Here is a 20,213-nt window from a genome sequence, read left to right on the forward strand (position 1 = left end):
CGCCCCGCCCGCCGCCGGGCCACCGCGGCCGCCGGGGACCTCGCCGGCACACTCGCCCAGCTCCCCGTCGCCGAGCGCGCCGACGCGCTGAAAGGCCTGGTCGCCACCCACGTCGCTCTCGCCCTGGGCCACGCCGACGCGGCCGCGATCGAGCCCGGGCGCGCGTTCTCCGACCTGGGGTTCGACTCGCTCAGCGGCGTCGACCTGCGCAACCGCCTCGCCGCGGCGACCGGACTCCGGCTGCCGAGCACGCTCGTCTTCGACCACCCGACCGTCACGGCGCTGGCCGAGCACCTCCTGGCCGAGCTGTTCGACGCCGACGTGCCGGTCAGCGAGGTCCGCAAAGCCGCGACCACGACCGACCCGATCGTCATCGTCGGCATGAGCTGCCGCTACCCCGGCGGCGTCACCACGCCCGAGCAGCTGTGGGACCTGATCAACGACGGCGGCGACGCCATCTCCGAGTTCCCGGTGAACCGCGGCTGGGACCTCGACGCGCTCTACGACCCGGACCCCGGCCACGCCGGCACGTCCTACACCCGCCACGGCGGGTTCCTGCACGACGCCGGCCAGTTCGACGCCGAGTTCTTCGGCATGAGCCCGCGTGAGGCCGTCGCCACCGACGTCCAGCAGCGGCTGTTGCTGGAGACGTCGTGGGAGGCGATCGAGCGCGCCGGGATCGACCCGGTCGTGCTGCGCGGCAGCGCCACCGGCGTCTTCGCCGGCGTGATGTACCACGACTACAGCCGCCTGCTCGACGGCAGCGAGGACGCCGAGGGCTACCAGACCAGCGGCAGCGCGGGCAGCGTCGCCTCCGGCCGGGTCTCCTATGTGCTGGGCCTGGAAGGCCCGGCCGTCACGGTCGACACCGCCTGCTCGTCGTCGCTGGTCGCGCTGCACCTCGCCGCGCAGGCGCTGCGGTCGGGGGAGTGCGACCTGGCGCTGGCCGGCGGCGTCACGGTGATGTCCACGCCGTCGACGTTCGTCGAGTTCTCCCGCCAGCGCGGCCTGTCCGAAGACGGCCGCTGCCGCTCCTTCGGCGACGGCGCGAACGGCACCGGCTGGTCCGAAGGCGCCGGGATGCTGCTGCTGGAACGGCTGTCCGACGCGCAACGGCTCGGGCACCCGGTGCTGGCCGTCGTCCGCGGCTCCGCGCTCAACCAGGACGGCGCCTCCAACGGCCTCACCGCGCCCAACGGCCCTTCGCAGCAACGCGTCATCCGCCAGGCCCTCGCCAACGCCGGACTGTCCACATCGGACGTCGACGCGGTCGAAGGCCACGGCACCGGAACGTCGCTGGGCGACCCGATCGAAGCCCAGGCCCTGCTCGCCACCTACGGCCGCGACCGCGAAACGCCGCTGCTGCTGGGTTCGGTGAAGTCGAACCTCGGGCACACCCAGGCCGCCGCCGGGGTCGCCGGGATCATCAAGATGGTCCTGGCCATGCGCCACGGCCTGCTGCCCCGGACCCTGCACGCCGACACGCCGTCCTCGCGCGTCGACTGGGCCGAGGGCGGGGTCACGCTGCTCGCCGAGCCGACGCCGTGGCCGGAGACCGGCCGCCCGCGCCGCGCGGCCGTCTCGTCGTTCGGCATCAGCGGGACGAACGCCCACGCGATCGTCGAACAGCCGCCCGCCACACCGACCACCCCCGCGGCGGCCAGGCCGGAGGTCGTGCCCTGGGTGCTGTCCGCGAAGTCCGAAGAGGCCCTGCACGCCCAGGCCGCGAAGCTGGCCGGACTGACCGCCGCCCCCCTCGACGTCGGCCACTCCCTGGCCACGACCCGCTCCCGGTTCGCGCACCGGGCTGTCGTACTCGCCGACCACGCCGACGCCCTGACCGCACTCGGATCGCACCCCGCGGCCGTCACCGGCGAGGTCGTCCCGGGCCGCACCGCGGTCGTCTTCAGTGGACAGGGCGGCCAGCGCACCGGCATGGGCCATGAGCTGTCCCAGCGGTTCCCGGTGTTCGCCGAGGCCCACGACGCCGTGCTCGCGCGGTTCGGCGACCGCATCGCCGACGTCGTCCGCAGCGACGACCAGAACGCGCTCGACCGCACCGAGTTCGCCCAGCCCGCGCTGTTCGCCCTCCAGGTCGCGCTGCTGCGGCTGGCCGCGTCGTGGGGCGTCGAACCCGACCTCGTCGCCGGCCACTCGATCGGCGAGATCACCGCGGCCCACGCCGCGGGCGTCCTGTCCCTCGAAGACGCGTGCACGCTCGTCGCCGCCCGCGGCGCGCTGATGCAGGCGCTCCCGGCCGGCGGCGCGATGATCGCGCTGCAGGCCACCGAGGACGAAGTGCGTCCGCTGCTCGGCCCCGACGTCTCGATCGCCGCCGTGAACGGGCCGCGCTCGGTCGTCGTCGCCGGGGCGGAAGAAGCGGTCGTCGCCATCGCCGCGCAGTTCGAGAAGACGCGGCGGCTCACCGTCTCGCACGCGTTCCACTCGCCGCTCATGGAGCCGATGCTCGCGGACTTCGCCGACGTCCTCGCGGGCCTGACCTTCCACGAGCCGCGCCTGCCGCTGGTCTCCACCGTGAGCGCCGACGCCGACGTCACCACCGTCGAGCACTGGGTGCGGCACGCGCGGGACGCCGTCCGGTTCGCCGACGGCGTCACGGCGCTGGTGGCCGCGGGCGCGTCCCGCTTCGTCGAGGCCGGGCCGGACGGAGTGCTGTCCGCGCTGGTCGCGGGCGTGGCACCGGACGCCGTCGCGGTGCCGCTGCTGCGCCGCGACCGCGGTGAGGAGATCGCCTTCACCGAAGCCGTCGCGCGGCTGCACGTCTCGGGCGCCGACGTCGACTGGACGCCGGCCCTGGCGGGTGGCCGCCGCACCGACCTGCCCACCTACCCGTTCCAGCGTGAGCTGTTCTGGCCGCCGGTCACCCGGACCGGCGGCGACGCGACGTCGCTCGGGCTCGGCGCGCCGGGGCACCCTCTGCTCGACGGGACCGTCCGCCTCGCCGGCTCCGACGAGGTCGTGCTGACCAGCCGGCTTTCCCTGCGGACCCAGCCGTGGCTGGCCGAGCACGTCGTGTTCGGCCAGGTCGTGGTGCCGGGCACGGCGCTGGCGGAGATGGCCGTCCGCGCCGGCGACGAGACCGGCTGCCCCCGCATCGACGAGCTGACCATGGCCGTCCCCCTGGTCCTGCCGCCGCAGGGCGGTATCCAGGTGCAGGTCCGGGTCGGCGAGCCGGACGACCGCGGCCGCCGTCCGGTCGGCATCCACTCACGGGCCGCGGACGCCTGGACCGAACACGCCACGGGCACCCTGAGCCCGGCCACGCCGGTGTCTACATCGGACACTACGGCCTGGCCGCCGCCGGACGCGATTCCCGTTCCCCTGGAGGGCTTCTACGAGAGTTTCGCCGCGGACGGCTTCGACTACGGCCCCCGGTTCTGCGGCTTGCGGGCGGCTTGGCGGCGCGGTGACGACGTCTTCGCCGAGGTCGAACTGGACCCCGCCCACCACGCCGAAGCGGCCGGGTTCGGCCTGCACCCGGCGTTGCTGGACGCGGCCCTCCACGCCGTGACGCTCCGCCCGAACGCCCCGGCCGCGCGTGAACTGCCCTTCTCCTGGCAGGGCTTCTCGCTGCACGCCGCCGGAGCCGTCGCCCTGCGAGTCCGGGTGACCCCCGGCATCGGCCTCGACCTGACCACTGCCGACGGTGACCCGGTAGCGACCATCGATTCCCTGGTCGTGCGCGAAGCCGCCCGGGACGCCGTGCGCCGCAACGACGCGCTGTTCCAGCTCGACTGGACACCGGTGCCGATCCCGGAGGCGACCTCGCTTTCGGTCGCGCTCCTGGGCGACGACCCCTTCGGCATCGGCGTGGCCGCGCTGGACGACCGCGCCGACGTGCCCGACGTCGTCGTCACCTGCCTGACCGGCCCGGCCGACGTGCCGGGCTCGGCGGCCGACCTCGCCGAACGAGCCCTCGACCTGGCCCAGCGCTGGGTCGCGGACGACCGCTACGCCAACACGAAGCTGGTGTTCGTGACCCGCGAAGGCGACCTCCCGGCCGCCGCCGTGTGGGGTCTCGTCCGGGCCGCCCAAGCCGAGCACCCGGGCCGCTTCGGCCTCCTCGAACTCGACGGCTCTGTACTGCCGCCGGCGGTGCTCGCCGTTGAAGAACCCCAGCTCGCGCTGCGTGACGGCAACCTGCTCGCAGCCCGTTTCGCACCCGCCGTGCCGACGGAAGGCGGAGCCTGGGACCCCGAGGGGACCGTCCTGATCACGGGCGGCACCGGGGGACTGGGCGCCGTCCTGGCCCGGCACCTGGTGACCGGGCACGGGGCCCGTCGCCTGCTGCTGGTCAGCCGCCGCGGCGCGGACAGCCCGGGCGCCGCGGAACTCGTGGCGGAGCTGCGGACCGCCGGTGCCGACGTCGTCGTCGAAGCCTGCGACGTCGCCGACCGCGCCCAGCTCACCGCCCTGCTGGCGAACCACCCGCCGACCGCCGTCGTCCACGCCGCCGGCGTCCTCGACGACGCGCCGCTCGAAGCGATGACCCCCGAGCGGCTCGCGACCGTGCGGCGGCCGAAGGCGGACGCCGCCTGGCTGCTCCACGAACTGACCGGCGACCTGGCCGCGTTCGTGCTGTTCTCCTCGGTCTCGGGCACCCTCGGCATCCCCGGGCAGGCCAACTACGGCGCCGCCAACGCGTTCCTCGACGCGCTCGCCGCGCACCGCCGCGCCCAGGGGCTCCCGGCCGTCTCCCTCGCCTGGGGCCCGTGGGTCCCGACCACGGGCATGACCGCCGACCTCGGCGAGGCCGGGCTCGACCGCCTCGCCCGCGCCGGCTTCCCGCCCCTGTCCGTCGAGCAGGGCCTGCAGCTGTTCGACGCGGCCCTGTCCGCGGCCGCGCCGGTGCTGCTGCCGGTCCGGCTCGACCGTGCCGCCCTCCAGGCCCGCGAAGACATCCCGCACCCCCTGCGCGGCCTGGTCCGCGCGCCCGCCCGCCGCATTCTCGCGGTCACCGAAGGCGCGCTCGAACGCCGCCTGCGGACCCGGTCCGCCGAGGAACGCCTGCAGGAAGCGGGCGTCGTCGTCGCCAACGAGGTCGCGCACGTCCTCGGCCACACCGGCACCCGCAAGATCGCGCCGACCCGCTCCTTCGCCGAACTCGGCTTCGACTCGCTCACCGCCGTCGAGCTGCGCAACCGCCTCAACGCCGCCACCGGACTGCGGCTGCCCGCGACGCTCGTGTTCGACTACCCGACCGTCGGGGCCCTGGCCGCGCACATCGTCGGGGAGATCTTCGGCGACGCTCCCGCCGAGACCGTCCGCGCGACCGGTGTCGTGGACGGCGACCCGATCGTCATCGTCGGCATGGCCTGCCGGTACCCGGGCGGCGTGGCGTCACCCGAGGACCTGTGGCGGCTCGTCCGCGAAGGCGGCGACGCGATCAGCGAGTTCCCCGCCGACCGCGGCTGGGACGTCGGCGCGCTCTACGACCCCGACCCGGACCACACCGGGACGTCCTACACCCGCCACGGCGGGTTCCTGCACGACGCCGCGGACTTCGACGCGGACTTCTTCGGGATGAGCCCGCGCGAAGCCGTCGCGACCGATGTCCAGCAGCGGCTGCTCCTCGAGACGTCGTGGGCCGCGGTGGAAAGCGCGGGCGTCGACCCGGTTTCGCTGCGCGGCAGCGCGACCGGTGTGTTCGCCGGCGTGATGTACAGCGACTACAGCCGCCTGCTCGACGGCAGTGAGGACGTCGAGGGCTACAAGACCAGCGGCAGCGCGGGCAGCGTCGCCTCCGGGCGCGTGTCGTACGCGCTCGGGCTGGAAGGCCCGGCCGTCACCGTCGACACCGCGTGCTCGTCGTCCCTGGTCGCCCTGCACTGGGCGGCGCAGGCGCTGCGGGCCGGCGACTGCGACCTCGCCCTCGCGGGCGGCGTCACGGTGATGTCGACGCCGGCGGCGTTCGTCGAGTTCTCCCGCCAGCGCGGCCTCGCCGCCGACGGCCGGTCGAAGCCCTTCTCCGACAGCGCCGACGGCGTCGGCTGGTCGGAAGGCGTCGGCATCCTGGTCCTGGAGCGCCTCTCCGACGCCCAGCGCCACGGCCACGAGATCCTCGCCGTCGTACGGGGTTCCGCGGTCAACCAGGACGGCGCGTCGAACGGTCTCACCGCGCCGAACGGCCCGTCCCAGCAGCGCGTCATCCGCCAGGCCCTCGCGAGCGCCGGACTGTCCACTTCGGACGTCGACGTCGTCGAAGCGCACGGCACCGGCACGAAACTCGGCGACCCGATCGAGGCCCAGGCCCTGCTGGCCACCTACGGTCAGGAGCGGGAAGCCCCGCTGCTGCTGGGGTCGGTCAAGTCGAACCTGGGGCACACCCAGGCCGCGTCCGGCGTGGCCGGGATCATCAAGATGGTCCACGCGATGCGTCACGGCGTCGTGCCGCGGACGCTGCACGTCACCGAACCGTCGAAGCACGTCGACTGGACCGCGGGCGCCGTCGAGCTGATCACCGCCGAAACCGCCTGGCCGGACGCGGGTCGCGCGCGCCGCGCCGGCGTCTCGTCGTTCGGGATCAGCGGAACGAACGCGCACGTCATCCTGGAACAGCCCGCGGCGCCGGCCCCGGCCGCCGCACGTCCCGAAACGGCGACCGTCCCGTGGTTGCTCAGCGCCAAGACCCCGGAGGCATTGCGGGCCCAGGCTTCCGTCCTGCGCGAGCACGTCATGGGCGCCGACCACCGCGACATCGCGTGGACCCTCGCCCAGGGCCGGTCCCGCTTCGACGCGCGGGCCGTCGTCCTCGCGGGCCCGGACCACGACGCGGCCTTGGCCGCCTTGAGTGCGAGCGCTACGCACCCGGACGTCGTGACCGGCACCCCGGCGACCGGCCGGACGGCGTTCCTGTTCTCCGGCCAGGGTTCCCAGCGGCTCGGCATGGGCCGGGACCTGGCCGCGGCCGATGCCGTGTTCGCGGCCGCGCTGGACACCGTGCTCGCCGGGTTCGCCCCGGCGGTCCGCGACGTCATGTGGGGCGACGACGCCGCCGCGCTCAACCGCACCGAACACACGCAGGCCGCGCTCTTCGCCGTCGAGGTCGCGCTGTTCGAGGCCCTGACCGCGCGGGGCGTCCGCCCGGACTACGTCGCCGGGCACTCGATCGGCGAGATCGCCGCCGCGCACGTCGCCGGGGTGTTCTCCCTGCATGACGCGTGTCGCCTGGTCGCCGCGCGTGGCCGGCTGATGCAGGCCCTCCCGCCGGGCGGCGCGATGGTCGCCCTGCGCGCCACCGAAGCCGACGTCCTCCCGCTGCTCGGCGACGACGTCTCCCTCGCCGCGGTCAACGGCCCCCGCTCGGTCGTGATCGCCGGCCCGGAGGCCGCCGTGCTGGCCGTCGCGGAACGGTTCGACGACGCCAAGCGGCTCAGCGTCTCGCACGCGTTCCACTCGTCGCTGATGGACCCGATGCTCGCCGAGTTCGCCGCCGTCGCGGCGGGACTGACCTACCACGAGCCGTCGATCCCGGTCGTGGCGGCCGGCATCGTCACCTCGCCCGGGTACTGGGTGCGCCAGGTGCGCGAACCCGTCCGCTACCTCGACGTGCTGCGGGCCCTCGAAGCGTGGGACGTCGATCGCTACGTCGAACTCGGCCCGGACGCGGTGCTCGCCGGGCTCGCGGCCGACGTCGTCGGCGAAGACGCCGTCGTCGTCCCGGCTCTGCGCCGGGACCACGACGAATCCCGCACGTTCCTGACCGCGCTCGCCCGCCTTTTCGTTTCCGGCCTGCCGGTGTCGTGGGACGGCCTGGTCGAGGGACGCCCGGTTTCCTTGCCCACCTATGCCTTCCAGCACCGGCGCTTCTGGCCGCAGGCCCGCGTCGCGGCCGGTGACCCGGCCGGACTGGGCCTCGGCGCGCCCGGGCACCCCCTGCTCGGCGGGTCGGTCGAACTGGCCGAGGACGCCGGGCTGCTGTTCACCGGCCGGCTCTCGACGCAGACCCAGCCGTGGCTGGCCGACCACACCGTCCTCGGCACGACGGTGCTGCCCGGCACGGCGTTCGTCGAACTCGTCCGCCGCGCCGGCGACGAGGCCGGCTGCCCGGCCGTCCGCGAGCTGACCCTCCTTGAGCCCCTGGCCCTCGACACGGCGGCGCACCTGCAGATCCGCGTCGCCGCACCGGACGCCGCGGGACTGCGCGACGTCGACGTGTTCTCCCGGGCCGAAGGCGACCACGGCAGCTGGACCCGGCACGCGACCGGTGTCCTGGAGCCGTCGGCCGGAACGGCCACGCTCGACGTGACCCGCCCGGCCGACGCGACCCCGGTCGAGGTCGATTACGCAAAGCTCGCCGCGCTCGGCCTCGGTTACGGGCCCGCGTTCCAGGGCCTGCGCCGGCTCTGGCGCGGCGGCGAGGACGTCTACGCCGAGATCGAATTGGACGAGGACACCGGGGCGTACGGCCTGCATCCCGCGTTGCTCGACGCGGTCCTGCACGCGGTCGCCCTCGCCTCCGGCCACACCCGCCCGCACGTGCCGTTCGGCTGGCAGGGCATCCGCCTGCACGCCGCCGGCGCGTCGTTCCTCCGGGCCCGCATCACCCCGGCCGGGACCGACACCGTCTCCCTGGCCCTCGCGGACGCCGACGGCACCCCCGTCGCCTCGGTCGACGCCGTGACGTTCCGCCCCGCGGCGATCGCCCGGTCCCGGTCCGCCGTCAAGGACGCGCTGCTCCGCCTCGACTGGATCCCGGCGACGGCCACACCGGGCACATCGTCCGTGGTCCTCGAAGGCGCGCCGGCCGACCTGACGGAGGTGCCGGACCACGTCGTCGTCCCGATCACCGGGGGAGACGTCCGCGACGTCACCGCCGGGGCGCTCGCCCTGATCCGCGACTGGCTCGCCGACCCGCGCTTCGCCGACGCGAAGCTGGTCTTCCACACCCACGGCGCCACCGACGGCACGGACCTCGCCGCGGCCGCCGTGTGGGGCCTGGTCCGGTCCGCCCAGACCGAGCACCCGGACCGCTTCCTGCTCGTCGACGGCGAACTCGCCTTCGCCGCCGGAGAACCGCAGGTCCGCGTGCGTGACGGCGAACTGTCCGTGCCGCGCCTGGTGCGCGCCGACGTGACGCCCGAGCCGTGGACCTGGGATCCCGACGGGACCGTCCTGATCACCGGCGGCACCGGGGGACTGGGCCGGCTGCTGGCCCGGCACCTGGTGCGCGAGCACGGGATGCGGCACGTGCTGCTGGTCAGCCGCAGCGCTCAGGTCGACATCGACCTCGGCGCCGAGGTGACCGTCGCGCGCTGCGACGTCACCGACCGCGCCGCCCTCAAGGCCCTGATCGACGGCCTCGAGCACCCGCTCACCGCCGTCGTCCACGCGGCCGGCGTCCTGGACGACGCGACCGTCGAAACCCTCACCGACGACCAGCTCGACCGCGTCCTGCGGCCCAAGGTCGACGCCGCTTGGGCGTTGCACGAGCTGACCACCGACCTGGCCGGGTTCGTGCTGTTCTCCTCGATCGCCGGCACCATCGGCGGCGCGGGCCAGGCGAACTACGCCGCGGGCAACGCCTTCCTCGACGCGCTCGCCCACCACCGCGCCGCGCTCGGGCTGCCCGCCGTGTCGCTGGCCTGGGGCCCGTGGTCCGGCACCGGCGGCATGACGGCGGACCTCACCGACGCCGACGTCCGCCGGATGGCCCGCGACGGCATCTCGGTCCTCACCGCCGAAGACGGCCTCGAGCTGTTCGACGCCGCGGTCGGCGCCGGGACACCGGTGCTCGCGCCGGTCCGCCCGGCCGCGTCGGCGACCGGCGAAGTCGCCCCGCCGCTGCGTGGGCTGGTCCGCGCGACGACCAGGCGCGCCAAGACGTCCGGGACGGGGGAACTGGGCCGGAGGCTGGCCGGGCTCACCGAAGCCGGACGCCGGGACGTCGTCGCGGACCTGGTCGCCGGCCAGGTCGCCGCGGTGCTCGGCCACGCCGACAGCACGTCGATCGACCCCGGCCGGGCGTTCTCGGCGATGGGCTTCGACTCGCTCACCGGCGTCGAGCTGCGGAACCGGATCGCCACGGCGACCGGGCTGCGGCTGCCCACGACGCTCGTATTCGATCACCCGAACGCGGCCGCGCTGACGGCCCACCTGCTCGCCGAACTGGTCGGCACCACGGAAACGGCCGTCGAGACGCGGCCGGTCCGCGCGGCCGACGACGACCCGATCGTCATCGTCGGCATGGGCTGCCGCTACCCGGGCGGCGCCGGTTCCCCGGCGGAACTGTGGGATCTGGTCGCGGCCGGCACCGACGCGATCGGCGGCTTCCCGGCCGACCGCGGGTGGGACCTCGGCACGCTCTACGACCCGGACCCCGACCACGTGGGCACGACCTACACGCGCGAAGGCGGTTTCCTGCACGCCGCGGCCGAGTTCGACGCGGCGTTCTTCGGGATGAGCCCGCGCGAGGCCGTCGCCACCGACGTCCAGCAGCGGCTGCTCCTGGAGACGTCGTGGGAAGCCCTGGAACACGCCGGGATCGACCCGGTGACCCTGCGCGGCTCGTCGACGGGTGTGTTCGCGGGCGTGATGTACAGCGACTACGGCGGTCTCCTCACCGGCGGCGAGTACGAGGGCCAGCAGGGTTACGGCAGCGCCCCGAGCGTCGCCTCGGGCCGCGTCGCCTACACCCTCGGCCTCGAAGGACCGGCGGTCACGGTGGACACGGCGTGCTCGTCGTCGCTGGTCGCGCTGCACTGGGCGTCCCAGGCCCTGCGGGCGGGGGAGTGCTCCCTCGCCCTGGCCGGTGGTGTGACGGTGATGTCGACCCCCGCCACCTTCGTGGAGTTCTCGCGTCAGCGCGGACTGTCCCCGGACGGCCGGTGCAAGGCGTTCTCCGACGACGCCGACGGCACGGGCTGGTCCGAGGGCGTCGGCCTGCTGGTGCTGGAGCGCCGCTCGGACGCGCTCCGCAACGGCCACGAGATCCTCGCCGTCGTACGGGGTTCCGCGGTCAACCAGGACGGCGCGTCCAACGGTCTCACCGCCCCGAACGGTCCCTCACAGCAGCGCGTCATCCGCCAGGCCCTCGCGAGCGCCGGACTGTCCACTTCGGACGTCGACGTCGTCGAAGCCCACGGCACCGGCACGAAACTCGGCGACCCGATCGAGGCCCAGGCCCTGCTCGCCACCTACGGCCAGGACCGGGAAACCCCGCTGCTGCTGGGGTCGGTCAAGTCGAACCTCGGGCACACCCAGGCCGCCGCGGGGGTCGCGGGCATCATCAAGATGGTCGAGGCGATGCGGCACGGGATCGTGCCGAAGTCCTTGCACGTCGGCGAGCCGTCGTCCCATGTGGACTGGGACGCCGGTGCCGTCGAGGTCGTCGGCGAAACCCGCGGCTGGCCGGCGGTCGGCCGGGCGCGGCGGGCCGGGATCTCGTCGTTCGGGATCAGCGGCACGAACGCCCACGTGATCATCGAACAGGCTCCCGAGACGCCCGCCGCGCCGACGGCCGGCCTCGCGGTCTGGCCACTGTCCGCACGCTCCACCGCCGCGGTGCGCAACCAGGCCGCGCGGCTCGCCGGCGTCGTCGGCAGCCTGGACGCGGGCGACGTCGGCCGGTCGCTGGCTCTGCGGTCGCCGTTCCCGCACCGCGCCGCGGTGGTCTCCGAGGACCCGGCGGCCGCGCTGGCGGCGTACGTCGAGTCCGGCACCGCCGCCGACGTCGTCGAGGGCACCGCCCGGACCGGGACGACCGCGTTCCTGTTCTCCGGACAGGGCGCACAACGACCGGGGATGGGCCGGCGGCTGGCCGAGCGGTTCCCGGTGTTCGCCACGGCGTTCGACGAGGTCCTCGGCCTGCTGGACCCGGACGTCCGAGCCGCGCTGGAGACCGATCTCGTCGACCGCACCGAGTACACCCAGCCCGGGCTGTTCGCGTTCGAGGTCGCCTCGGCGCGGCTCCTGCAGGCGTGGGGCGTGCGCCCGGACTTCGTCACCGGCCACTCGGTGGGGGAGATCGCGGCCGCGCACATCGCCGGCGTGCTGACGCTCCAAGACGCGTGCACGCTGGTCTCCGCCCGGTCGCGCCTGATGGGCGCGCTGCCCGAAGGCGGCGTGATGATCGCCGTCCGCGCGTCCGAAGCGGACGTCCTGCCGCTGCTGGGCGACGGCGTGGACATCGCCGCGGTCAATGGCCCGGAGTCCGTCGTGCTGTCCGGCCTGGAAGACGCCGTCGAGGCGGTGGCGGCGAAGTTCGGGAAGCAGCGCCGGCTGCGTGTGTCACACGCGTTCCACTCGCTGCTGATGGAACCGATGCTGGCCGAGTTCGGCGACGTCGTCGCGGGTCTGGAGTTTTCGACGCCGGCCGTGCCGATGATCGCGGCGGGCGACGTGACGTCGCCGGAGTACTGGGTCCGCCAGGTGCGCGACGCGGTGCGGTTCGCCGACGCGGTCGACCGCCTCGCCGAGTCCGGTGTGACGCGGTTCGTCGAGGTCGGCCCGGACGCGGTGCTCGCGAGCCTGGTCGACGTCCCGGGCGCGCTCGTCGTCCCGGTGGCGCGCCGCGACCGCGACGAGGAGCGGACGTTCCTGACCGCGCTGGCGCAGCTGTACGTCTCCGGCGCCGACATCGCCTGGGACAGCTCCGGGCCGCGGGCGGACCTGCCGGGGTATCCGTTCGAACACCGCCGCTTCTGGCCGCCCGTGCGTCAGGGTGACGCGCGGGGCGCGGCCGGGCACCCGCTGCTCGGCGGGGTGCTCGACCTGGGCGCGTCCGGGAGCGCCGTCTGCACCGGCCGGCTCTCCCCGGCAACCCAGCCGTGGCTGGCCGACCACACGATCTTCGGCTCGATCCTGCTGCCCGGCACGGCGTTCCTCGAACTGGCCCGCCACCTCGGGACGCAGGTGGGCTGCGACCGCGTCGACGAGCTGACGCTGCTCGCGCCGCTGGTCCTGGCCGACGACGGCGTGGCCACGATCCAGGTCTCGGCCGGTCCGGCCGACGACGCCGGGAACCGGCCGGTCGAGATCCACTCCCTGCTCGAAGGCGGCACCTGGACCCGGCACGCCGCCGGCGTCCTGGCCCCGGCCACCCCGATGCCCGGGCTCGACACGAGCGAGTGGCCGCCCGCCGGAGCGTCGCCGGTCGACCTGACCGACGCCTACGCCGAACTGGCCGACCGCGGCTTCGCCTACGGCCCGGTGTTCCAGGGCCTGACGGCGCTGTGGCGGCGTGATGACGAACTGTTCGCCGACGTGCGGCTCGACGATCCCGAGACGAGCGCGTTCGGGCTGCACCCGGCGTTGCTCGACGCCGCGCTGCACCCGACCATGGTCGCCGACCCGGACGGCAAGCCCACGCTGCCGTTCACCTGGCGCGGCGTCTCGCTGCACCAGCCCGGCGCGGCGGACCTGCGGGTCCGGCTGGCCCCGGCGGGCCCGGACACGATCAGCATCACCGTCACCGACCCGGCGGGCGCCTCCGTGGTGTCGGTCGACGGCCTGACAGTCCGCGAACCGGCCGCCGGCCAGCGCCAGGCCAACCACCTGTACCGGCTCACCTGGACCCCGTTGTCCGCGGCTCCGGCGGCCGAGGTGACGGCCCCGGACCACACCCTGACCGACCCGGCCCGCGCGCTCGACGACCTGGCCGCGCTCGGCACCGACGGTCCGGTCGTGGTCACGGTCCCGGCGTATCCGGGCGACCCGACGGCCGCGACCCGCGCCGCGACCACCGACGTCCTGGCGCTGCTGCGGGCCTGGCTGGCGGATCCGCGGTTCGACGACGTGCTCGTCCTGCGCACCAGCGGGGCCCTGACCGGCGACGACCTCGCGGCCGCCGCGGTGTGGGGCCTGGTGCGCTCGGCGCAGCAGGAAAACCCGGGCCGGTTCGTCCTGGCCGACTCCGATGGTTCGCTGCCCGTGAGGGACTTCCTCGGCGCCGGGGAGCCGGAACTGTCCCTTCGCGACGGTGCCGCGTCGGCGGCCCGGCTCGATCGGGCGACCACCGGCGCCGACGTCACCGAGTGGGACCCGGACCGCACGGTCCTGATCACCGGCGGCACCGCCGGTCTCGGCGCGCTCGTGGCACGCCGGCTCGCGGCGGCCGGGCAGCGGAAACTGTTGCTGGTCAGCCGATCCGGCACCGCCGAGGCCGGTCTCGAAGACGACCTCCGCGCGCTGGACGCCTCGGTGACTGTCTCCGCGTGCGACGTCGGCGACCGCGCCGCGCTGGCCGCTCTGCTCGAGGGCGTCGACCTCACGGCTGTCGTGCACGCCGCGGGCGTGCTCGACGACGGCGTCCTCGGCTCGCTGACCCCGGACCGGTTCGGGACGGTGCTGCGGCCCAAGGCCGACGGCGCGTGGCACCTGCACGAACTCACCGCCGGGCAGGATCTCGCGGGTTTTGTGCTGTTCTCGTCCCTCGCCGGCACGTTCGGCGGCGCGGGACAGGCCAACTACGCCGCGGCGAACGCGTTCCTCGACGCCCTCGCCGTCCACCGGCACGCCCACGGCCTGCCCGCGGTGTCGCTGGCGTGGGGCCCGTGGACGGCCGAGGCGGGCATGACCGCCGCCCTGCCCGACACCGAAATCCGGCGCCTGGCCCGGGCCGGCGTCGATCTGCTCGCCGCCGAAGACGGGCTGGCCGTGTTCGACGCGGTCCGCGCCGGCGGCGAACCCCTGTCCGTGCCGGTCCACCTGAACCTGCCGCTGCTGCGCGGGCAGGACGTCCCGCCGGTGCTGCGGAAGCTGATCCCGCCGCGGCGGACCGTGTCGTCGGCTCCGGCGCGGGCGGACCTCGCGCCGCGGCTGGCCGGGCTGTCCCCGGCGGACCGGATCGAAGTGCTCCTCGACGTCGTCGCCGACGCGGTCGCCGTGGTGCTGGAGCACGGACCGGCGGACGTCGTGGGCGCGGACCAGGCGTTCACCGGACTCGGCTTCGACTCGCTGACGGCGGTCGAACTGCGGCGACGGCTGGAGGGCGTCACCGGGCTGCAGCTGCCGGCGACCCTGGCGTTCGACCAGCCGACCCCGCGCGACCTCGCCGGTTACCTCGCGGAACTGGTCGCCCCGGAGGAGAAGCCGGAGCAGGCGATCCTGGCCGACCTCGCGCGGCTGGAGAAGGTGCTGCAGGAGGTCGTGCTCGACCCCGGTTCGCACGAGGAGATCGCGACCCGGCTGGAGCAGCTGCGCGGCACGTGGAGCGCCCGCCAGGAGGACGGTGCCGGCTTCGACTTCGACGCCGCCAGCGACGAAGACGTCTTCGCCCTCCTGGACGAGAAGCTGAGCGCCGACTGGGACTGACCGCGGGCACACGAAGGGGCCGCACTTTCTCTATGAAAGTGCGGCCCCTTCACATGGGCTTTACTTGAGCTTGGTGCCGGCCGAGCCGAGGGCCTGGCAGGCCTCCACGATCCGGGCGGCCATGCCACCCTCAGCAGCCTTCAGGTACGACCGCGGGTCGTAGACCTTCTTGTTGCCGACCTCACCGTCGATCTTCAACACACCGTCGTAGTTCTTGAAAAAGTGATCCACGATCGGGCGGGTGAACGCGTACTGCGTGTCGGTGTCCACGTTCATCTTCACCACACCGTAGGAGACGGCTTCGCGGATTTCTTCCGGCAGCGACCCGGACCCGCCGTGGAAGACCAGCTCGAACGGCTTGGAGCCGGCGTCGAGGCCGAGTTTCTTCGACGCGGCTTCCTGCCCGCCCTTGAGGACGTCCGGGCGCAGCTTCACGTTGCCGGGCTTGTAGACGCCGTGGACGTTGCCGAACGTCGCGGCCAGCAGGTAGCGGCCGTTCTCGCCGGAGCCGAGCGCGTCGATGGTCTTGAGGAAGTCGCCTTCGGCGGTGTAGAGCTTCTCGTTGATCTCGGCTTCGACGCCGTCTTCTTCGCCGCCGACGACACCGATCTCGACCTCGAGGATGATCTTCGCGGCGGCGGCTTTGGCCAGCAGCTCCTGCGCGATGACGAGGTTCTCGTCGAGGTCGATGGCGGAGCCGTCCCACATGTGGGACTGGAACAGCGGCAGCCCGCCGTTCTTGACCCGTTCGGCGGAGATCTCCAGCAGCGGGCGGACGAACCCGTCGAGTTTGTCCTTGGGGCAGTGGTCGGTGTGCAGGGCGACGTTGACGTCGTAGCGCGCGGCGACGACCTGCGCGAACTCGGCCAGCGCGGACGCGCCGACGACCATGTCCTTGATCTTCTGGCCGGAGGCGAATTCGGCGCCGCCGGTGGAGAACTGGATGATCCCGTCGCTCTCCGCTTCGGCGAAGCCGCGGATGGCGGCGTTCACGGTTTCGGACGAGGTCACGTTGATGGCGGGGTAGGCGAACTCGTTCGCCTTGGCCCGATCCAGCATCTCCGCGTAGACCTCGGGGGTCGCGATGGGCATCGGTCAGGTCCTCTCGATTTCCGGCGGGGGAACCCGTCGAACATAGCGTGACGGCCGCGCCGCGCCGGGCGGCTGTGACCCATCGCTGGGGTTTTCCCCAGTGGGGACGCGGTACAACGAGGCGCACCCGGCGGCCGGCGACGACGCGATCGCGGCCCGGCGGGTGCGTGTGGTGTCGACGACGACTTCCCGCAACCGAATCCCAGGGTGCGCCGAAGTCGCGGGCACCCGCCGCCGAGGAGTGAAATGACAGCGATCGTCCAAGTCACGGGCCGGGAGATCCTGGACAGCCGGGGCAATCCGACCGTCGAGGTCGACGTCGAGCTGGCCGACGGCTCGTTCGGGCGCGCGGCGGTGCCCTCGGGCGCGTCGACGGGCACCCGGGAAGCGGTCGAGCTGCGCGACGGCGACCCGCACCGGTTCCTGGGCAAGGGCGTCATCGGCGCGGTCGCGGCCGTGAACGGTGAGATCGCCGAGGCGGTCCTCGGGCTCGACGCCGACGACCAGGCCGTCGTCGACCGCGCGATGATCGAGCTCGACGGCACGGCGAACAAGGCCCGCCTCGGCGCGAACGCCATCCTCGGCGTCTCGCTCGCCGCCGCGAAAGCGGCCGCCCAGACCCACGTCCTGCCGCTCTACCGCCACCTCGGCGGCCCCGACGCGCACCTGCTGCCGACGCCGATGATGAACATCGTCAACGGCGGCGCCCACGCCGACAACGGGATCGACTACCAGGAATTCATGATCGCCCCGGTCGGCGCGACGAACTTCGCCGACGCCGTCCGGATCGGCGCCGAGATCTTCCACACGCTGCGCAGGATCCTCCGCGACGCCGGGCACAACACCAACGTCGGTGACGAGGGCGGTTTCGCCCCGCAGCTCGGCTCGGCCGACGAGGCGCTCGATTACGTCGTCCGCGCGATCGAGCAGGCCGGCTACGCGGCGGGCGAGGACGTCGTGCTGATGCTCGACCTCGCGGCGTCGGAGTTCTCCGAAGAAGGCGTTTACCACTACCGCGGCGAAGGGCGGAAGCGCTCGGCCGAGGAGCACGTCGACTACCTGGCCGGGCTCGTCGACCGGTACCCGATCGCGTCGATCGAAGACGCCATGGCGCAGGACGACATCGCCGGCTGGCAGCTCGTCACGCGGGTGCTGGGCGAGCGCTGCCAGCTCGTCGGCGACGACGTCTTCTGCACCAACGTGGAGCTGCTCAAGCACGGCATCGAACACGGCGTCGGCAACGCGATCCTGGTCAAGGTCAACCAGATCGGCACGCTCACCGAGACCCTGGAGGCGGTCGAGGTCGCCTACCAGGCCGGCTACGGCGTCGTGCTGTCGCACCGGTCCGGCGAGACCGAGGACACCACCATCGCGGACCTCGCGGTCGCCGTCGACTGCGGCCAGATCAAGACGGGTTCGCTCTCCCGCGCCGACCGCACGGCCAAGTACAACCAGCTGCTGCGGATCGAAGAAGACCTCGGCACCGCCGCCCGGTACGCGGGCCGGCACCCGTTGACCCGGAAGGTGCGCTGAGGAAGGAAAGTCACGGAGGCCGGACGCCGCTGCGTGTCAGGCCTCCGTGACCTCCCACGACTCGGCGCTTTCGGTCCGGACGACGTCGACGAGCGCGAGGTGGCGGAGACCGGCGAAGAGCCGTTCCCCGAGCAGGGTCGTGATCAACGCCGTCTCGGCGGGACGCCGGGCGGGCCCGACCTCCGCGATCAGCCCGGCGTCGACCTCGGCGGTCGCCCGGGCGAGCGCGGCGTAGTCGGCGAGCTTGCCGGTGACGGCACTGTGGCCGAGGGCGTGGAACGTGGCCAGGACGGTCACGAGGTTCGCGATGCTGGGATCGGCGGTGTCCACCGGACCGCCGGGATGGACACCGTGTGCACCCAGCAGCGCCCGGACCCGGTCCAGCGCCCACGCCCGGGCGGCTTCACCGGTCGGGCGGGTGCTGACCCGGCCGTCCTGTGCGACGCCCAGCACGACGGGGGAGGCGTGGCCGGAGTCGAGCGCGGCCAGCACGGCGGCCACCTCGGCCAGCGAGAGGCCGCCGATCTCCCGCAGCGCGCAGACGAGCCGGAGGCGCCGGAGGTGCTCGTCGGAGTACTCCGCCTGGTTGGGCCCGATCCGCCGCCCGGCGGGGAGCAGACCCTCCCGCAGGTAGTACTTGACGGTCGCGACCGGGACCCCCGATTCGGTGCTCAGCTCAGCCATCCGCATGTGCCCGGTACCCCTTCTCCGTCTCCACTGCTGCCCTCGCGCGGGAGACGCCAGTGGATCGTGGACTCTCGGCCACTGCCCAGCACCGGGCGGAAAATCTAGTGCGATGCGCACACCTCGCCACCCGTCCGGCCGGTACTGGACAAATCCTTGAACCCGATCGGCGAGACTCGGGCCAGGAGCTTGCCGGCGACGAAGGGGCGGGCGATGGCCACCATCTGCGGGACCGATGCGGCGTACACCCTCGAGGAGCTCGAGGCCGACGCGGCGGGGACAGCGGCCGAGCTCGCCGCGCGGGGTCTCGGCCCCGGCGACCGCGTGCTGCTCAAGGCGGACAACTCGATCGGCTACGTCACGGCGGTGCTGGCCCTGGTCCACCTCGGCGCGTCGATCGTGCTGCTCGACCACCGGGACAGCCCGGTGGCCACGCGCGACGTCCTCGTCCGTGCGAAGGTCAAGGTGTGCCTGGTCGACGACCCGGCCGACGTCGCCCCGGCCCCGGCGATCCGGCTGGCGGAGCTGGCCGCGGCCGCCCGGCCCGTGCCGGGCGGGATCGACGCCGCCGCGTGGGCCGCGCTGCCCGACGGCCTGCTGATGTCGTCCTCGGGGTCGACCGGGCGGCCGAAGGTGGTCGTGAAGTCCGGGGCCGTGTTCCTCGCCAACCTCCGGCGCACCGCGGAGGCGCTCGACTACACCCGCTCCGACGTCCTCGCGCCGTTCCTGCCGTTCTCCCACCAGTACGGCCTGTCGATCGTGCTGCTGGCCTGGCTGGTCCGCTGCTCGCTGGTCGTCGTGCCCTACCGGCGGCTCGACCACGCGCTCGGCCTCGCCGGCCTGCGCGGCGCGACCGTGCTCGACGCCGCGCCCTCGACCTACCGCAGCATGCTGAACATCACGCGGCAGCGGCCGGTCCTGCGGGCCGCGCTGCGGCGCGCGCGGATGCTGTGCGTCGGCGCGGCGCCGCTGAACCACCGGCTGGTCGCCGAGTACCGCGCGGAGTTCGGCAAGCCTCTGCTCGACGGTTACGGCAGCACGGAGCTCGGCAACATCTCCTTCGCCGTGCCCGCCAACCCGGTCGCTACCGGCCGCCCGGTCCGCGGGGTGGACGTCCGCGTCGTCGACGACGACGGCGTCACGGTCGCGCCCGGCGAAGTCGGCGAACTGCTCGTGCGCACCCCCGACCTGCCGGCCGGCGTGCTGGACGACGACGGCGAGCTGACCCCGGCACCGGCCGGCTGGTTCCGCACCGGCGACTTCGGCCTGGTCGACGGCGCCGGCAACCTCCACGTCCTCGGCCGCAAGCGCGCGGTCCACCGGATGGGCTACACGCTGTACCCGGACATGATCGAGCTGCGCGTCGCGGAGGCGGGCTGCTGCGCCAAGGTGGTCGCGGTCCCCGACGAACGCCACGGCAGCCGCCTGGTGGCCTTCGTCGAGGACGAGGACGGCCACGCCCCGGCGTACTGGCGCGAGCGGATGGCCCGGATCCTGCCGCCGTACGAGGTCCCCAACCGGGTGGTCGTCGTCGAGAGCTTCCCATTGAACCGCAACGGGAAGCCGGACGGCCGCCGCCTGGAGGAACTGGCCTCGACCGCGTAGCGCGAGTACGGGGGAAGGGGCGCCTG

Annotated in this window: 5 protein-coding genes (1 of these 5 running past the window's edge); 3 read left to right on the forward strand and 2 right to left on the reverse strand. The window is 74.0% G+C overall.

The features are described from left to right. On the forward strand, positions 1 to 15,273 hold the 3' portion of the coding sequence (locus OHS18_RS05075; RefSeq protein ID WP_328616118.1) for an SDR family NAD(P)-dependent oxidoreductase. 12,375 nt of this gene lie to the left of the window's left edge; 15,273 of the gene's 27,648 nt are visible here — the last part of the coding sequence; the start codon falls outside the window, past its left edge; its stop codon occupies positions 15,271 to 15,273. A gap of 60 nt (positions 15,274 to 15,333) precedes the next feature. On the opposite strand, the gene fbaA is transcribed toward OHS18_RS05075, so the two are convergent. After that, the gene (gene fbaA, locus OHS18_RS05080) at positions 15,334 to 16,365 is read right to left on the reverse strand and encodes a class II fructose-bisphosphate aldolase (RefSeq protein WP_328447163.1); all 1,032 of its coding nucleotides are present in this window, start codon (positions 16,363 to 16,365) and stop codon (positions 15,334 to 15,336) included. Positions 16,366 to 16,611: 246 nt separating this feature from the next. Between fbaA and eno the strand changes: the two genes are divergently transcribed. Further along, complete coding sequence (eno, locus tag OHS18_RS05085; protein WP_328616119.1) at positions 16,612 to 17,898, forward strand: phosphopyruvate hydratase; 1,287 nt, start codon at positions 16,612 to 16,614, stop codon at positions 17,896 to 17,898. A 36-nt stretch (positions 17,899 to 17,934) separates the two neighbouring features. Here eno and OHS18_RS05090 read toward each other — a convergent pair whose 3' ends face one another. Continuing rightward, the gene (locus tag OHS18_RS05090; protein ID WP_328616120.1) at positions 17,935 to 18,582 is read right to left on the reverse strand and encodes a MerR family transcriptional regulator; all 648 of its coding nucleotides are present in this window, start codon (positions 18,580 to 18,582) and stop codon (positions 17,935 to 17,937) included. Between the two features lie 213 nt (positions 18,583 to 18,795). Here OHS18_RS05090 and OHS18_RS05095 point away from each other — a divergent pair, with 213 nt between their 5' ends. Beyond that, complete coding sequence (locus OHS18_RS05095) at positions 18,796 to 20,187, forward strand: class I adenylate-forming enzyme family protein (protein ID WP_328616121.1); 1,392 nt, start codon at positions 18,796 to 18,798, stop codon at positions 20,185 to 20,187. Positions 20,188 to 20,213: the final 26 nt, after the last annotated feature.

Origin of the sequence: Amycolatopsis sp. NBC_00355 (genome assembly GCF_036104975.1) — a bacterium.
Lineage (GTDB): Bacteria > Actinomycetota > Actinomycetes > Mycobacteriales > Pseudonocardiaceae > Amycolatopsis.